Source organism: Micromonospora lutea (genome assembly GCF_016863535.1).
In the GTDB taxonomy this organism is placed as follows: Bacteria; Actinomycetota; Actinomycetes; order Mycobacteriales; family Micromonosporaceae; genus Micromonospora; species Micromonospora lutea.
Map to the genome: position 1 here is coordinate 17,370 of NZ_BOPB01000001.1, position 16,039 is coordinate 33,408.

At 67.0% G+C, this 16,039-nt stretch carries 13 protein-coding genes, 1 tRNA gene and 1 pseudogene; 7 read left to right on the plus strand and 8 right to left on the minus strand.

Translation table 11 applies throughout. The features are described from left to right. Positions 1–35: 35 nt before the first annotated feature. The 3 genes from Vlu01_RS00065 to Vlu01_RS00075 are packed head-to-tail and all read right to left on the minus strand — an operon-like array spanning position 36 to position 6,145. Positions 36–3,554, minus strand: coding sequence for a pPIWI_RE_Z domain-containing protein (locus Vlu01_RS00065; protein WP_203990578.1), 3,519 nt, complete (start codon positions 3,552–3,554; stop codon positions 36–38). After that, positions 3,547–4,704 (minus strand): pPIWI_RE_Y domain-containing protein, encoded by a 1,158-nt coding sequence (locus tag Vlu01_RS00070; RefSeq protein WP_203990580.1) that lies wholly within the window; start codon positions 4,702–4,704, stop codon positions 3,547–3,549. Before Vlu01_RS00070 ends, Vlu01_RS00065 begins: the two co-directional genes overlap by 8 nt. After that, positions 4,676–6,145 carry a PD-(D/E)XK nuclease family protein gene (locus Vlu01_RS00075; RefSeq protein ID WP_239095599.1) on the minus strand — a complete coding sequence of 490 codons (1,470 nt, stop codon included), beginning with the start codon at positions 6,143–6,145 and terminating at the stop codon, positions 4,676–4,678. Before Vlu01_RS00075 ends, Vlu01_RS00070 begins: the two co-directional genes overlap by 29 nt. Before the next feature lie 1,288 nt (positions 6,146–7,433). Between Vlu01_RS00075 and Vlu01_RS00080 the strand changes: the two genes are divergently transcribed. After that, a tRNA-Arg gene (locus Vlu01_RS00080) sits at positions 7,434–7,509 on the plus strand. Between the two features lie 368 nt (positions 7,510–7,877). On the opposite strand, the gene Vlu01_RS27365 is transcribed toward Vlu01_RS00080, so the two are convergent. The 4 genes and pseudogenes from Vlu01_RS27365 to Vlu01_RS00095 all read right to left on the minus strand — a co-directional run bounded on the left by Vlu01_RS27365 (position 7,878) and on the right by Vlu01_RS00095 (position 9,869). Then, positions 7,878–8,021 carry a hypothetical protein gene (locus Vlu01_RS27365; protein ID WP_239095600.1) on the minus strand — a complete coding sequence of 48 codons (144 nt, stop codon included), beginning with the start codon at positions 8,019–8,021 and terminating at the stop codon, positions 7,878–7,880. Positions 8,022–8,406: 385 nt separating this feature from the next. After that, positions 8,407–8,565: pseudogene (locus Vlu01_RS27370) on the minus strand (IS30 family transposase); the annotation flags it as partial. 705 nt (positions 8,566–9,270) lie between these two features. Next, a complete protein-coding gene (locus Vlu01_RS00090) occupies positions 9,271–9,675 on the minus strand; it encodes a type II toxin-antitoxin system VapC family toxin (protein ID WP_203990583.1) in 405 nt (134 codons plus the stop codon). After that, a complete protein-coding gene (locus Vlu01_RS00095; protein ID WP_203990586.1) occupies positions 9,672–9,869 on the minus strand; it encodes a hypothetical protein in 198 nt (65 codons plus the stop codon). Before Vlu01_RS00095 ends, Vlu01_RS00090 begins: the two co-directional genes overlap by 4 nt. Positions 9,870–10,210: 341 nt before the next feature. On the opposite strand from Vlu01_RS00095, the gene Vlu01_RS00100 reads away from it, so the two are divergent. Next, positions 10,211–10,648, plus strand: coding sequence for a DUF6228 family protein (locus Vlu01_RS00100; RefSeq protein WP_203990589.1), 438 nt, complete (start codon positions 10,211–10,213; stop codon positions 10,646–10,648). An 85-nt stretch (positions 10,649–10,733) separates the two neighbouring features. Here Vlu01_RS00100 and Vlu01_RS00105 read toward each other — a convergent pair whose 3' ends face one another. Further along, positions 10,734–11,711, minus strand: a complete 978-nt coding sequence (locus Vlu01_RS00105; RefSeq protein WP_203990592.1) for an alpha/beta fold hydrolase — start codon at positions 11,709–11,711, stop codon at positions 10,734–10,736. Between the two features lie 137 nt (positions 11,712–11,848). On the opposite strand from Vlu01_RS00105, the gene Vlu01_RS00110 reads away from it, so the two are divergent. The 5 genes from Vlu01_RS00110 to Vlu01_RS00130 all read left to right on the plus strand — a co-directional run bounded on the left by Vlu01_RS00110 (position 11,849) and on the right by Vlu01_RS00130 (position 16,008). Next, on the plus strand, positions 11,849–12,406 hold the full coding sequence (locus Vlu01_RS00110) for an RNA polymerase sigma factor (protein WP_203990595.1): 558 nt from the start codon (positions 11,849–11,851) through the stop codon (positions 12,404–12,406). Further along, positions 12,403–13,209 carry a cupin domain-containing protein gene (locus Vlu01_RS00115; RefSeq protein WP_203990597.1) on the plus strand — a complete coding sequence of 269 codons (807 nt, stop codon included), beginning with the start codon at positions 12,403–12,405 and terminating at the stop codon, positions 13,207–13,209. Before Vlu01_RS00110 ends, Vlu01_RS00115 begins: the two co-directional genes overlap by 4 nt. 80 nt (positions 13,210–13,289) lie before the next feature. After that, positions 13,290–14,090: an ABC transporter ATP-binding protein gene (locus tag Vlu01_RS00120; protein ID WP_203991576.1), complete on the plus strand. Its 801-nt coding sequence runs from the start codon at positions 13,290–13,292 to the stop codon at positions 14,088–14,090. After that, the gene (locus Vlu01_RS00125; protein WP_203990599.1) at positions 14,087–15,421 is read left to right on the plus strand and encodes a hypothetical protein; all 1,335 of its coding nucleotides are present in this window, start codon (positions 14,087–14,089) and stop codon (positions 15,419–15,421) included. Before Vlu01_RS00120 ends, Vlu01_RS00125 begins: the two co-directional genes overlap by 4 nt. Continuing rightward, the gene (locus Vlu01_RS00130; RefSeq protein WP_203990601.1) at positions 15,418–16,008 is read left to right on the plus strand and encodes a hypothetical protein; all 591 of its coding nucleotides are present in this window, start codon (positions 15,418–15,420) and stop codon (positions 16,006–16,008) included. The genes Vlu01_RS00125 and Vlu01_RS00130 overlap by 4 nt, the downstream gene beginning before the upstream one ends. Positions 16,009–16,039: the final 31 nt, after the last annotated feature.

The following is a 16,039-nucleotide window of genomic DNA, read 5'->3' on the forward strand; positions in this document are numbered from 1 at the left end:
CGAGGGCCTTTCTGAACCGGTCCGAGCGTGGGCGGTCAGTTCATGTCGCGCAGGGCGCGGTAGAGCGGGTCGTAGAGGGCTTGCACCAGCGATCGGTCGATCGCCGTCTGCGCCGACTCGGGATCGAAATAGGGCGCGAGTTCGTGCAGCATGCTGGCGAGCAGGCTGGTCGCTGGGGTGTCGTCTCCGGTGAAGCCGGCCTCGCGGGGTGAGAAGGCTCCGTCGACGAAGTAGACGCGGGCGGCGACACCTCCGCGCACCAGTCGTCCAATGACCTGCCAGATGACCACGAGCTGATCCCAGGTAAAGGCCGACTTCTCATCGGGGGGCAGGCTGGTCCAGGACAGGCGGCGGGTGAGGAAGCGGTGCCATTTGCGGGCGGCCTCGGCCCGAAAGCGCAGTCCGGCGTCGTCCGGGCTTCCGGCGGCCAGAGCGGTCTGAGTGAAGCGACGGCCTGGGCCGCGGACTTGGCGGACCGCCCAGTCGTTGATCGCCTGAGTGGCCAGGGAGATGTCGTCAGGACGATGATGCGGGCGGGCGAGGAAGTACACGCTGCCGATGGCGGCTTTACCGCCGGGAACCACGATGTTGTGCCCGCGCTCGACGGCCAGCAGCGGCGCGATCAGCAACTGCCCGCCGACGTCGGGGAACTTGGCCAGCTCGCCGCGGCGAAGGTGAAGCTGGCGGGTGTCGGCGGGCAGGTTGCTCCAGGAATGGTCGAGGTCGGTGTCGTCGGATACCAGGACCGTGACGTTGCCAGTCCATTCCGGCAGGGTGTTGAGGTAGTGCCCGGCACGGTGCGCCTCGGCGTAGCTGCCGACCAGCAACAGAATCCGGCGGCGTTGTGGGTCGTCGATATCGTCCAGTTCCTGCTGCAGCAGCGAGGTCGCGCCGGTCAGGCTGCGGTCAGGTACGGCCAGTTGGTGCAGCATCTGCTCGAGCTGAGCGGGACGCTGCCGAGGGTCGGTGCCCGACAGCCGCAGGGCGGTGGTGACGCCGGGCGGGTAGAGGAAGAGCTTGCGGAAGGTGCTCTTCTTGATGGCGGCGACCTCGTGTTCGTGGGGCCGCAGCACGGCGTCGACCTGGGCGTGCAGGTGGTAGCGGCTGGAGGTGCCGGCCCAGCTGGTGGCCGACATCAACAGCACATGCGGACCGGGTCGGTTGTCCACGGCAGGGATGTCGGTTAGCTCCAGCAGCAGCTCGCGGCCGACACCGTTGCAGCGAAAGAACCGCAGCTCACCGCTCTGATCGCCGTCCTCGTTGCGGTCGTCGGCCTGGAACTGAAAGCCCAGCACGTTACCCATGGGGGATTCGGGAACCACCGGCATGTAGTCCTTGGGCGGCCGGCGCGACAGCACATTGGAGGTCGAGTCCAGGTTGAGCGCAGCTTCGACGCGCGGCCACAGAATGGTCATGCGGTCAAGACGATCGTGCAGGACCGCCAGCACGAGGGTAAATTCGAAGCGGTGCAGGTTGGCGTCAAGGTCACCGGCGACGGAGGCATTGTTCGGGACCAGCTGGCGCAGCAACTTCTTCAGCCGCTCACGGCTGAACTCGCGAACGAATACCCCGCGGGGGGCGTGCAGCAACTCCGTCGCCATCGCCACGAGCGCGTTGACCAGGTCCGTGGTGGTGTCCTCGGGACCACGCCCGCGCAACGGGGTCAGCGGCGAGTCGCGGAAACTGCCGAGAACGGTGTCGACACGCTGGAGCTCGGCACGCTGAGAGGCAAGTTTGTCCCCGTCGGGAGCCACGGCATTCTCGTTATCGGCGCGGTTGCGCCTACGCAGCTTGGGAAACCACTCATTGATCAGCCACTGGTGCAAGGTCATCGCGCTGAAGTAGTCCTGCGTGATCCATCGCCGCAGCGGCTCGTCATTGATCAGCATCGAGTAGATCCGGTCGGTGGCCGTGATGACCGTGTTGAGCGCGTTGTTCCAATCGTCGATCTCGTCACTCGACAACTGCAGCCGGCCCTGCGCGGCCAGCTCGGTGAGCTTGTGCTTGCCGACCTCGTCGAGCCACGACTCCGCACCACGGGCCACCAGCGTCGCCGCTGGCGCGAACGCGGTGTCGAGCTGCATCTGTACCCGATCGGCCTCGTCGACGATGATCAGGTCGCTGCGGCGGCAGGCCAGCTCCAGGTAGCGCATATTCTCGTCGTTCAGATGGTCGGGCACACGACTGTGCACCAGCGATGCCGGCGTAGCGACCCAGATCTCCGCGTCGACCAGGTCACGAGCTGCACTATGCCGCGGGCACGCAGTCCACACCGGGCATCCGTGACGTTTCGGCCTGGCTGGCCTACGGCGGCGACGCAGGAACCCCGTGCTGGCGGAGTCGGGATCGTCGTGCTCGAGCTCGGCCTTCTCGACATCGTCAGCGTTGTACAAACCGGTGCATGGTGCGGCGGCGATCGCCAGCGCCCGACGTGCCTCGAACCCCCGTAAGGCGTCGAGCGGGCAGGCGCTCGACAGGTGCGCGAAACCCGGGTTGTCATGATTCAGCATGCTCTGTGTGGCAGACTCGCTGCGCCGATGCAACCGCTGAATATTGCGTTCGAGGGTGGACTTTCCCAGGATCGGCGCGGCGTGCACACCGAGGCGACGAAACTGCTCGGCGATGGTCAGCACTTCGGCGACGTCACCCACGACGATCGTGGTCCGGCGTCGGTCAGCCGGGCGCTCGCGGGTGGCGAGCTGGAAGGCCAGAATGTCGCGAATCGTGGACTTGCCGGCGCCGACCATGCCAACCAGGTTCATCAGCCTGTCGATGCGCAGCCGGGGATGGGTCTGGAACGCCCCGGCGGCTTCGTCGCGCAGCAGCAACTCGACCCGCCGTAGACGCTTCTTCCAATCGTTGAGCTTGCGAGGCGTGCGGTTCTCCGCCAGATCCGCGGCGTTGGCGGCGACCTCCAGGGCGTCCATAGCATCAGCTGCGGCTTCCAGTTCGGTCATGGTGACGGTGATCGGCTGGCCGTTGCCTGGCGGCGCCGCCCTGATGTCATGCCCGATCCAGGGCTTGAGGCCGATCAGCTCGACGGGGATGTTCACGGAGTGGCGCTGATCGCGGACGTAGAACAGCTGGTCTCCGGCGCCGGCGATGGGCAGCTCGCGCCGCTCCAGAGGAGGCGGCTGGGTCAGCAACCGCTCATAGACCTCCCTGCGGTCGTGCGCGCGGGTGGGCTCGAGCGCCTTGGCCAGATCGTCGATGGTCTCGAACGTGTAGCCGCGCAGCGTGATGTCGACGTCGAGATACATGTGTAGCGAGTTGTGCCAGGTGTAGCGGCGGCTGCGGTCCCACAGGAAATGCCGAGCGCGCCGGATCATCAGCCGTGCTTCGTTGGTACGTACGTCGCCGAACGCTTTTTCATACGGATAGCCGCTGAGCAGGGTCCAGATGTCGCGCACCGGCCGGGTCGGCATGACCTGCGTGCCGAGGTAGATCGCCAGCTCAACGTCGAGCAGGTCACCGATGCCGAACCCGGCAGGTGCCTTCCACGCGCCACGGAATTCGCCGGCGAGGTCGCCGTGCCAGCTACTGCGATCACGCATCGTCGCCTCCCGCAAAGCCGTTCCTACGCAGCCGGGTCAAGGTAGTTGTCAACATGCGGAGAAACGCCTTGTCGCTGAGCAGGGTCACCTGCTCCTTGACCTCCGGCGGGCAGAAATGCTCAAAGACGATCTTGTAGTCCTCGCGGTCGTCGAACCGGTACTGCGGCACCACCAGGAAGGCCCGGTTGTACGGCGGTTCCGGCCGGAACCGGGTGGCGCTGTGTCCGAGCAGGGCAGGGTTCGCGCGGTCTTTCACGTCGATGGCCCACACCTGCTGGTTCGGTAGAGTGATTCTCAGGTCGTAGGCGTCGCAGCCCGGCCACATCTCCGGGACGAGGCCCTTGCCGATGAGCTTCCGTTCCAGCTCGACCTCGGCCAACCCCGGGCCGGTGATGAACATGCGCAGCGGCGCTCGCAGCAAATGCAGCCCGCCGGTCGAGCGATCGTCGATGAAGTCTTTCGGGGTGGCGTGAGCTTCGCGGCGGCAGCGGTCCAGCTCGCACCGCCAGGACCGACCATCGGGTTTGAGCAGACAGTGGCAACGTGCGCACGTAGCGAAGCGTCCGTCGGTGCCTCGGTAGGCGGCCGGGGCCGGCTCGTAGCACCGGTTCACCGTCTCCAAAACGGTGCCCAGCTCGGGATGCTCACCGATCAGCGTCGCCTTGTCGATACCGGTCAGCACCGGCTTGTCAATCAAAAGACGCCGGAACGCGGTGTAGGACTGCGGCGATCGTGCCGCCTCGCACTGCGCGAAGACCGTACGGATGATCTCGTTTTCGAAGAGCTCGGCGGCGGCATCGGGTCCTGAGACCTCCCACTCATAGCATCGCTGGGTGGGGACCCCGGTTTGCGCGTCGACCAGGAACTCGTCCAAGCTCTCGGCTTCCGCCGGCAGGTCAAACGGCCATTGTCCGATCGGCCTGGTAGCCGCCCAGCGCGCCATGCCTGCGACGCTCGCCGGCGGCTCCATCTCGCGCAGCAGGCATTGCAGGACCAGGTGGTTGTAGGCCTTCTGCACCTTGTCCGAGTAGATCGGATCCGGAGACCTGTCGTGACGCGACAGGTCGACCAGAGCCGTCGCGACCATGCGCAGCAGCGTCACCCCGGCGAAGGTGGACAGATCAGGCGGGCTGTTCACGGTCAGCACCACGAGCGGTCTCCTGAGAGAACGGCGGCGGGTCTGTTTCCGCCGCGCTGGGACACCACCTACTTACCGGACAGGTACGACAGTTCTCGCCAGGTGCTGCGGCGAAGGTGTTGTCCTCGCGCCACGGCTGCGCCCTCCTCCGCAGGACTGCGTACGCCTTATCGAGCTCCTGCGGATCTGACGGGTCGACCATGATGAGATCCGCTCCGGCCGGCCGGAGAATTTCCAGCTCCACTCGGGAACCGTCGACGGGTCCGCCGAGCAGGCCTCGCCCGAGGATGGCCGTCGCGAGTGCAACCTGCGGGAACTCTGTGACGACATCCTCGCCACCACGCTGGCGGCGCCGGGTGGTCTTGATCTCGCGCCACACCCAGGCGCCGTCGTCGCGGTAGACGAGGTCGGGCTTGGCGATCACCAGAGTCTGCGCAGCTGTGTCATGAAAGGCGAAAGTCTCTTCGATCCTGAGGTCTGAGGTGCTCTCTTCAAGAGGGCACACGGACGGATGATGCGCGAGCATCCGCATGCCCGCCTCGGCTGCATCAGCGTCGAGCTCCCAGCGCGGGTCGGCCCATCTGATGTCACCTGGCATGTCCGCGTGCTGGCACGGTCCCCTTGCTTTCGCGTGCAGCATCTCCAAATAGCAGTGAACTGCCTGACCGATCCGGGCCGGAGTGGCGTACTCGTTGACCTTCGGCAGGCGCAACGTCTGCAGGTAATGCTGGGCCGGGCAACTGGCGTAATAACGTAAGTCGGTGATCGACACCTGACGCAGCTTCGTTCGCCGGTCCGACCGCAGCCCCAGCAGTCCCGGAGCTCGCATCACCTCGTCACAGGCCAGCACGAGACGGCATTTGAGACAATCGCCGCCTGGGCGGCGCTTCTGGCCATGAAGGACCTGACCGGCAGCGCGGCGTCCATGCCTCTCGTAAAGAGCGGCGGCATCCTCGATGGTTCCGTCGAACAGGACCCTTCTCAAGCCTTCGGTGAGGTCGATGTCGGCGACCACGACGCGAGAGACCTCTTCGCGTGCCCGGACAAAGAACTTCTTCTCCCACTCATCCGGCCACGGCGCGGGACGGCCGTACGCGGCCGTGTAGGCCGCGACCGCCACCTCGGCCTCGCTGCGCTGGCGCTCTAGCATGTTCGCGAGGCGAATCAGCCGCAGTTCACGCACCGCACCGTCGGCCGAACGGTAGCGTCGGCCCCAAGCCCACAGCTCGCGAACACCTTGATCGACATGCTGGACCACCCACCAGTGGGCGACTGGCAGCATTGATGGCTCTGGCTCACGGATCGACAGGTAGCTGCGTGCGGCATGCTTAATGAAGGTTGCGAGACCGTCGTGAAGCGGCTGCTTTGCCAGTACAGACCTCAGTGCCTCATCAACCGGTCGGCGGTCGAACTCGACAGCGTCGCATACGTCCATGACCAGCCGCACCGGCACCGGCGGCTTGTCACGACTCGGCCAAGCGGCAGGCTTAAGCCCCGGTCTCGACTTAACCGCAAGGTGCATCGCGCACCTCTGTTCTCCCCCAGTCAAGACGCTCAAGGCCACCCGCATGGGCGATGTGCTGCCAGCGAGTTCAGGCGGCGCGGTCCAGGACCTTGTAGGCGGTGTGTCCTCGCGTGTTCTCTGATCGGGAACGAGGGGTAGGGCGCCGCGTTGTTCCAGGGGTAACGGCTTCCTGTCTGACATCGCGCTCCCATGGCGGTGGTGTCTGCGCGGCTCGGCACCCTTAGGCGTGATCGCAAAGTGTGAGCGATTGATGACGGGGCGTAGGAACGCTAGCAGACCCCGTTATGCGAGTAGCCGCCGACGTGGTGCGTCCGTGTGTCGTGATCAGGTGCACCCGAACTCGGCACAGGCTGACACGGAGCGGTGCGTCCATGATGGATGAATCTTGTCTTAGGTTTTCCCTGATCGCCCACCGTCTTACAGCAATACGCATCACCCTGTCTATCTCGTGAGCCCGATGCCAGCCAGAAGGTTGTCAAAAATCTGACCTGCCGCTTTATGGACGCTTGACTACATTTAGCTTGCCGTAGTCGAAAGTAGGTGCCCGATCGATCTGATGCCCAAATCGCGAGCTGTGGCGATCGTGGTTGCTCGGTGGCTGCTCGGGCGTCAGGGGACTGACGCGGACGAGCCGCTACCCGCGCGGACCAGACCAGAGACGCGGCACCCACCTTGTCATCGACGAGTGCGAATTGCTGGCGTCGCCACCACGTAGACCTGTATGAACGCAACCGGATCGGGGCGGACGGTCGGGCTTGCGGTCGTACGAGTTGGGTCGAGTGTTGGTCGTAGAGGATATGCGCTCATGGCTTTGCACTACGGATCAGATGCTTCACAAGGTCGATCCGGGTGCTTCGCTCGCGTCGCTCCGGTGGTCCCGGCGTAGCGCTTCAACCCGCCCTGCTCGCGACCGCGTCGCGGGTGGCGAGGTTTCAACGAGGATCCCGATCAGGCGTGGGGTGCGAGGTGAGGGTCCGGCGACAAGTCCTTACCGATCTTGCTGATGTGTACGCCGTGTGCTCTCCAGCCGAGGTCGCCGCGTGCCAATCCGTGCTACTTCAGGTCAATCGGGGTTAACGATCATGGTGGCTAGGCCTGCCTGGTGTGGTCGGCGTGTGGTCGTCGGTCGGGGCGGCTGGCTGGGTCAACGCAGGTCAACGTGGGTCACTCCCTGCCAACGCGGGTCGACCCGCAGGTCGTTACACTGGCCACTCGCGCCCTCGTAGCTCAGGGGATAGAGCATCGGTTTCCTAAACCGTGTGTCGCAGGTTCGAATCCTGCCGGGGGCACCAGGTCACAGCCTTGATCACCAATCACTGATCCGCCTTTCGGGGCTTACGTGCCCGCTGCGTGCCCGATCGCCTTGCGATCTTCAACCGGCTCGCGTCCTCAGCGACCTCAACGTCTCGCCAGTCCACCGCACGGACGTAGTGACGAGTCGTGACACTGCGTTGGAATTCCGAGCCGGCGAGGCGCCACCAGGACCCAGACGGGATGGCAGCAGAAACTGGCTCATGTGCCTGACCGAGCACGCCGTAGCCCTTCTATTCAGGTCGTAGGCACCCGAGAATTCTTCGGGCCTCGTCGCGCACCCCGGCGTCTTCATCCATTACTAGGTCCCCCCGAAGGTGCTTGGTCAGGCGGTCTGCGCCCGCGGGCGTCACCAGTCAGGGTTGCAGTCCAGAGCAGCCTGGATCTCGTCGGCGGTGGCTTCGTCGGCGGCATAGCTACCGGCTAACAACACAAGGCGTAGACCCATGGCGTCTTGGCGTTCCAGCATCGCCTTGGCCGTTTCCCAAGTCACCGCAGTGTCTTGGGGATCCAAGAGAAGACGGCAAGAGAGTGCCGGCTACCTCGTCGATTTCGCGAGATCTCGCAAGATGCCGCCCGGCTTCAGCGCGAACTGACCAGGTAGGCGAGTCGGCATTCCTGATCGCTTTGCCCAGTTCTTGATCGTCGGAGAACACCATGCCCCCAGACTGCCAGGGGTGCTGCCACTGGCGCTGACCAGCGACCTGCAAGGCAGTGGCCGGCCATCTGACCATCCCGTGCCAGCGAGCAGTCCGCATCCAGTCCGCAAGAGGTCGGCGGACGGTGGGGGAGTTGTGAGAGACGCCGAGAGGTGTTTCCGCTGCTAGACGCCCATCAATCCAGGTCGGCGGGGCAGGCATCTTGATCTCATACCGGTTTCAACCAGTCCTTGCAATACCACTGTCCTGCGTGGACTGTGGACGATGACAGGTCGTTGAGGGTTCGCCCGGCGTTCTCCACCCGAGTGCTTTGCGTGGCCGGCTGTTCAATGTTGCCGCCACCGCGGCGAGTTCGCCGGTGTTCCAGCGGGCCAGGTCCGGCCGGCCCCAAACAGCCGAGCACGAAGGGCTATGGATCAGCGCCCGACGTCAGAGACGTGAGCAGACGCGTCCGAAGAAGCGCCAGGACTTACAGGCGAGTAGTCATCGGGCCGGACTTTCCCGGCTCCGAACGGATTGACGCAGGCCAAGTCGAGGCCGTCCAGACCGATGCCACTGCCGAAACGTTCTCGATAGGATCAAGGCACCGCGCAAGCGCGGTGCAACGCCGCCCCACCCGGCCTGCTGACAGCCTGTGGCCGGCATCGGCCGCCGGGGGAGGGCTCTTCGGCTTACCCGCGTTGCTGTGATGCTCGCCGACGATCCGCGTCCTCGATGGCGTGGCGCACAGCCATCCGGATCACGAAGTACAGGACGGCCTGCCCAGCCAGCCACAAGGCCAGCGCGAAGAACATCTGTGGGAATGGGAAAACATCCAAATGCATGGGCGGCACGATAGTTCGGAGCGGCCGTCCCCACTGTCCCCAAGCCGTCCCTGACCCCGGCCCACTTGCATCGCTTCGCCCTCCAGGCTGTCGATGTCTTGGCCAGGGACGAACGCGCGATGGTCGTCCACCGCCGAGGTCGGGGCGATCGGCTGCCGCGCCGCTGCGCGGCTTGCCACCGGGTAGTGGGTTCGGCTGGCTGCTGGCCACCAGGACCAGTCACCGCCGTTCGGTCACGGCGGGCGCCGAGGCGGTGAAGCTACGAGACGTCGAACAGACGTAGGCCGTCGTATTCGGCGAAGTCGGCGTAGTCCTTGCCGTTGAAGGTCGCCAGCGGGAGCCGGTCGACCAGGCAGCAGGCCGCAATCCAGGAGTCGTTCGTCGGACGGGGACGCCCCCGATGCTGCGCCCGCGCCTGGAGTTGACCCCAGGTCGTCGCCACCGCCTCGTCGAATGGCAGCAGGACCACGCCCGATCGCCACTGCGCGAGGTCAGCCAGCTTGCGTGGCCCCCAGCTCCGCAGTGCAGTCCACTTGGCCAACTCTCCGAGCGTGACGAACGTGATGCACAGGGTCTTACCGGCCAGTCGGGCACGAAGCCTGTTGTGTAGGCGGCCCCTCAGGATCGCCGACGCGACGTCGGTGTCCAGGACGACCAGACTCACGCGGCGCTGGCCCGCCGAGAGGCGTACAGGTCGGCGAGGAAGTCGTCCAACTCGTCGTCGGACTCGAACAGGCCCGGCCGGGCCAGATCATCGACGGAGGCGACCGGCCGTACACCCTGACGACGGGCCAACTCCTCCGCCGGCACATGCTCAGCGGTCGGCCACTCGGGCATCCGCTCAGCGCTGCTCGACATCACGACCCACCTCCTCCATCACACACCGCCACTCATTGTCGCACGATCAGCACCGGCACCACCGTCACTCGGCTGCGCGGAAAGCCGGCGGCACGGCAAGCCGCCACCGGGCCCGAAGGCCGGGGGCGGTGAGCCGCACGCCACCGGACAGCCGCGCCGTTGTGCCGGCCACGTGCCAGTAGCCGGTGTCCCAAGCGGCTAACAGCGGCCATGATCGGGCACCCACCACAACCTCGCCGACCATGCAATCCGGACGGATCATGCCAGCCGGGAACGATCTTCCGAACTGACGGTGCAGTATTGCGGTCGACACCTACCAGCTTTCGACCATCATGTTGACCATGGAAGAGCCCTTCGAGCTGCGATCGCTCGGAACGAGCTGCAGTTGGGTACTGCACCCTCCAACCGACCCGTACGGCGACGGCTACATCTGGGCTGTGCGGTCAAAGATCTCTGACGAGGGCATGACGGCGGAGACCAGCGCCACGCTGGCGGGTCGCTGGGCACCCGAGAACGAGACTCTTGGGTGGTTCTTTCAGTCTCTGGCAAACGACTGGCAGGGATGGGAAGGCGGACGAGAGTGGAGCTCGCTTGAAGGTGAGATGGAGATCGATGCGCGCCACGACGGGCGAGGCCACGTAGCCATCGGCGTGACGTTGAAGCGTGCCCGGCAGGCGTATGCCGACGATGCTTGGTCGGCCCGGACGGTCTTCGTGGTGGAGGCCGGCGAGGAGATGACCAGACTGGCGGCCGACCTCCGTGATCTCCTAGGTGTATAGGCCCTCCGGCTGTACAGCCATCCGTACAGCCAAGCCCGCCGACGGACACGGTCCGGCGTCGACGGTAGTCGACCCGGCGAGCAGGTCAGCGGCAGTCACCGACGTCGACCGACAGAAGTCTTGATCTCTGCAAGGCAGGGGTAGCGCGCTTGCGGCCCGCCCTGCGGGCGGCCTCCGGCCGTCCTCGGGCGTCCGCAGCGCCGTGCAGAATGCTTGGGTCGCAGCCCGACAAGAATCCCGGACGTGCAGGTGGCGGCCGCAGTGGGTGGCTTGCCTCAGTCGCCTTCCTAAACCGTGTGTCGCAGGTTCGAATCCTGCCGGGGGCGCCAGCGCGAGGCCCCGACCAGTAACAAGCTGGCCACGGTGCAAAATGTCCATCTATGTGGATTGGCCCTGCTAGATGCCGGCAACTGTCCGTGTGTCTATCCGGATCGGCGGCCGCCAGTTCATCGCTACGCGTTCCACGGATCAGGAGGGTCGGGCAGCTCACCGAAACCCAGTCTTTCCAGTGGTCACCGCTGAGTGCCTTCTGGGAGGCCACCGTGTCGTCGATGTCGAATGAGAAGCCCCAGCCGTCGTTGGACTGGCGAAAGGAACATTCCAGGTAGGGTGCCGCCGCGCCCAGGGCGGCGGCCAGCGCATCGCGGGTTGGCGCGTGGCGGGGGAGGCTGGTCGTGAACGACCAGTCAACGTCTACGACCGCGCCGGCATCCTCGACGATGAGCGCGGTGACCCGGTCGGGGTGCCGCCCGGCGTACTGGTAGGCGTTCACTCCGCCGAGCGAGTGGCCCAGCACCGCCGCAGGGCCGACTTCCAGTCGCTGGTGGAACGCGGCGACGTCGGATACGTAGTCGTCACGCTCGTAGCTCTCGGCGCGGTCCGACGCTCCGTGCCCGCGCTGATCGAGTGCGATCACCCGCCAGTGGGGTGCCAACGCCTCGGCCAGCGGTGCGAATGCCGACGCTTCGTTGTAGTGCCCGTGAAGAGCCAGGAGCGGCGCGCCCGATCCACCGAAGTCCAGGTAGGAAAGCTGTCGACCCTCGACCGCGAAGAACCTACGCATGACCTGGGATGCTAGCCCCGGTCGTTGTCGGCGGTCGGGCAGCGCTGAGGTGAGCGAGGGTCAGAGGTGACGGCAATCACAGTGTGTCTGGACCCGATCGGGCGGGGCCGGTCGTCTTACCGGGTGTGAGGACAGGCATGGACACCGCCGACGAGGGAGAACTCGTACGTCGAGTCGCCCGTGGAGATCGGCCGGCGTTCGACGAGCTTTACCGGCGTACGGCGCCGTGGCTGGAGGTGCGGCTGCGTCGGCGGTGCGCCGATCCGGACATGGTCGCCGAAGTGTTGCAGGACACGTACCTGACGGTGTGGCGGGCTGCGGGCAGTTTCGCCGGTGTCCCGGCGGCGAGCAGGGGTGGGGCGCAGGGGAGCGCGGTCGGCTGGTTGTGGACCATCGCCGCACACCGTCTGGTGGACGCCTTCCGTCGCCGGGCGCGCCGGGACCGGGTGCCGCAGGTGCAGCTCATGCCGAGCATGGCCCCGGCGGCCGAGGACGAGGTGATGGCCGCGCGGGTCGGCCAGGAGTTGGAGCAGGCGCTGCTGGTCCTACCGCCCGAGGTCCGTGCCGCGCTGCGGGCCACGGTCCTCGACGGGCTCAGCATGCGGGAGGCGTCGGTGTTGCTGGGCGTACCGGAGAACACCGTCAAGTCCCGTGTCCGCCGCGCCCGGATCGCCCTGCGGGAGGCACTGTCATGACGACCACCCATCCGACCATGGCGCAGATTGAACGGTATGCCGCAGGGGACCCCGGCCTCGACGAGCCCAGCGTCTGGGCGATCGAGGTGCACCTGGAGGACTGCAACGACTGTCGTGCCCGGCTGGCCGGTGGCACCACTGTCGAAACTCGGGCCCTGATCGAACGGGTCGCGATGAATCTGGACCGGGAAATCGCCGCTGTGCCGGTTTCCGCCGGCCACAGCCGGTCCTGGTCTCTGCTGCGGCATCGCTGGTTCGTCGGCACGCTGTTGCCGTGGCTGGCCATGACCGCCGCAGTGCTCGCTTCCGCGGCGCTGCTGGGTGAACTGTGGGATGGGCAGCAGTGGCTGGTGCTGCTGGTCGCACCGTTGGCACCGCTGCCGGGCGTGGCGGTTTCCTGGCACCGCCGTGCCGATCCGGCCTGGGAACTGATCGCCGCCACTCCCGCCGCCGGCCTGACGACGCTGCTGCGGCGTACCGCGGCGGTGCTGGCCTTCGTCATTCCCGCGCTCGCCCTGACGGGGGCCCGCAGCGGGGCGTCGTTGGCCCTGATGCTGCTGCCGTGCCTGGCCTTCACCGCCGCCACGCTGTTGCTGGGGACTCTGGTCGGCGTACGCCGGGCCGCGATCGGACTGATCGCGATCTGGTCGCTCGTCGTGATCGCTCCCAGCGTCGCAGCAGCCCGGGTGCCGGTGGTCCTGGAAACGGAAACTGCTGGCGTCTGGGCGCTGGCCACGGTGCTGCTGACCGTCATGGCCGTTTTCCGGGTCGACGGATTCCGGCGAATCTCCCAGTACGACTAGGGCTTGGGCAACGTCCGCCGCTGAACTCGCGATACGACGCCTGTGCCGCGTCGCCCGAATTGTCGAAGGAGACGATGACTATGCGTGCCGTGAGCGCGGCCGAGACGGCCGCCACCACCCATCCCTGGGCGGTCCACGCGGAAGGCTTGCAGGTCCGGGCCGGGCGTCACCTGGCCGTCAACGGTCTTGATCTGACCCTGCCCACCGGTGTGCACGGGTTGCTCGGCCCGAACGGTGCCGGGAAGACCACCCTGATGCGGTCGCTGGCGACCGTCCTGACTCCCGCCGGTGGGCGGTTGACGTTGCTCGGACGTTCGGTCGACAACCGATCCGACCTGCGACCGGTACGGCGCACCCTGGGTTACCTGCCGCAGCAGTTCGGCTTCTACCCGCGGTTCACGGTCCGCGAGTTCGTCGGATACATGGCCTGGCTCAAGGAGATGCCGAAGGCCGGTATCCCGGCGGCGGTGCAACGGTCCATCGACCGGGTCGGGCTGACCGCCAAGGCCGACGCCCGGCTGAAGACCCTCTCCGGCGGCATGCTGCGCCGGGCCGGCATCGCGCAGGCCATCGTCAACGATCCGCAGCTCCTGCTGCTCGACGAGCCGACCGTGGGCCTGGACCCGGAACAGCGACTCGACTTCCGCGAGCTGCTGCGTGACCTGGGCACCGACAGTTGTGTGCTGGTCTCCACCCACCTGGTGGAGGACGTGGTGGCGGCCTGCACCGACGTGATCGTGCTGGATGAGGGGCGACTGGTGTGGCAGGGCACGCCCGAGGGCCTGACCACGCAGGGTGACCAGGGCGACGCCGGTGACAGCCCGGCCGAGCGCGGTTATTCCGCCGTCCTCCGTCGGCACCGGGCGGGGGTTGCCCGATGAACATCCTGGGGATCGAACTGCGCCGCTCCGCCGCGCTCGGTGCCGGCCTGATCACCGTGGCGGTCGGGGCCGGAGCGCTCTATGTGGCGACCGGTCGGTGGGCGAGTGGCTGGATGCCGTTGGCGATGACCATCCGGGAGTACCTGCTCCTGTTGTGGCCGTTGGCCCTGGCCGCCGGTGCCTGGCAGGGCCGCCGGGAACACCGGGCGAAGGTGGGTGAGTTGTTCGCCACCACCGCCCGGCCGCGCGCGCAGCGGATGCTGCCGGTGCTCGGCGCGATGGCCGTCACGCTCGCGGTCGCCTATCTGCTGGTGACCGTGGCGGGCCTCGGCTGGATCGTCACCACCGCGCAGCACGTGCCGGCGCTGAACTTCACCGTCGTCACCATTGTCGGTGCGTTGTCCCTGATCGGCGCGGTGTGGCTCGGACTGGGCATCGGCCGCATGCTCCCCGCGCTGGTGACCGCCCCGGTGCTGGCGGTGGCCGGCGTCCTGCTGGTCTTCCTCAGCATCGTGCGTACCCCGGACTGGCTGGCGGCGGCGATCTCACCGGTCCACGGCACGGCTCCCTTCCACGACTTCCAGACCATCGACAACCGGGTCAGCGGTGCGCTCGCGATCTCGATGGTCGCGCTCGCTGCCACCGGTCTGCTGCTGTTCGTGGCCGGCGGCTGGCGCGCCCGTACGGCCGCGCTGGTGCCGGTGCTGCTCGGGTTCACCGTGGCTGTTGCGGTCGTTCCCCGGGACGAGGACGTGCTCAACTGGCCGGTCGATCCGGTCGCGCGGGAACTGGTGTGCACCGACGACACGCCGACGGTGTGCGTCAGCCGGCTGCACGCCAACGTGCTTGAGGCGCTGACGCCGCTGGCTCGGGAGGGCCTGACGGCGTTGGCGAAACTGCCGGACGCGCCGACCGCCGTGCACGAGGACACCCGTGGGTTCATGCTCGACGAGGACAGCTCGCCTGGGGACGGCATCGTCAGGATCCCGGTTCGGATCGACAAACGGGGCGGGCTCGCCCACCCGGCCACCGTCGTTCCCGAGGTGGTCCGAGGGCTGGGTGTCCCGTACGACGAGCGGTGCCAGCACCGCAACGAGGTGGTCGAACGTGCGGCGGCCTACTGGCTCCTGAACCGTGAGCCGCAGTCAGATGTCGCCGTGGTGCCCGAGGTCTTCTACGAGGAGCCGGTGATCAACGCTGAGGCGGTCACTCTGTGGCAGGGACTGCGCGAACTGTCCGACGACGAGGCGCTGGCCCGGGTCACGGCGGTCCGAGATGCCCTGCTGACCTGCGCGGACGTCACCGGCATCCTGTCGGAGAGTGCCCGGTGACCTGGGCGCTGCTGTATCTGCGTTCGCGGCGCGTACCGCTGGCCCTGGCCGCAGCCGGCGGCGGCGCGGGTGTGGTGTGGGCGCTGTGCCTGGCCTTCGCCGAGGAACGCGACGTCACGGCGATGGTGGTCGTCATGACCGTCCTGTTGATGGTCGCGGTGCTGTCACTCACCCTCGCCGGCCCCGACGAGAACCTGGAACGGACGGCGTCGATGCGCTGGCCCTGGCGGCGGGCGGTGCACCTGCTCGTCGCACTGGTGGTGGTTCTCGCGGTGCTGCTCGCCACCCGGCACACCGATGCCCGGTTCGGGCCGGTCGCGCTGGTGGTCCGCGACGCCGCCGGTCTGCTGGGGCTCACCGCCCTGTGCGCGACAGTGGTGGGTGCCGCCAGATCATGGTTTCTCCCGCTGGGCTGGACCACCGTCGCGGCGATGTATCCCCAGGAGGGTGTCTGGGGCGCGGTGGCGACGTGGCAGGGTCAGCCAGCCGAGAGCGATGCCGCCATGCTGATGGCGGCGGCCTTCGCCCTCGTCGGGTTGATCGGCTACTCGATCGCCGGTCCGGCGCGCAGCGAGGCGTCCGAGTAGATCCGGTGATCATTCACTACCGGGTGACGCC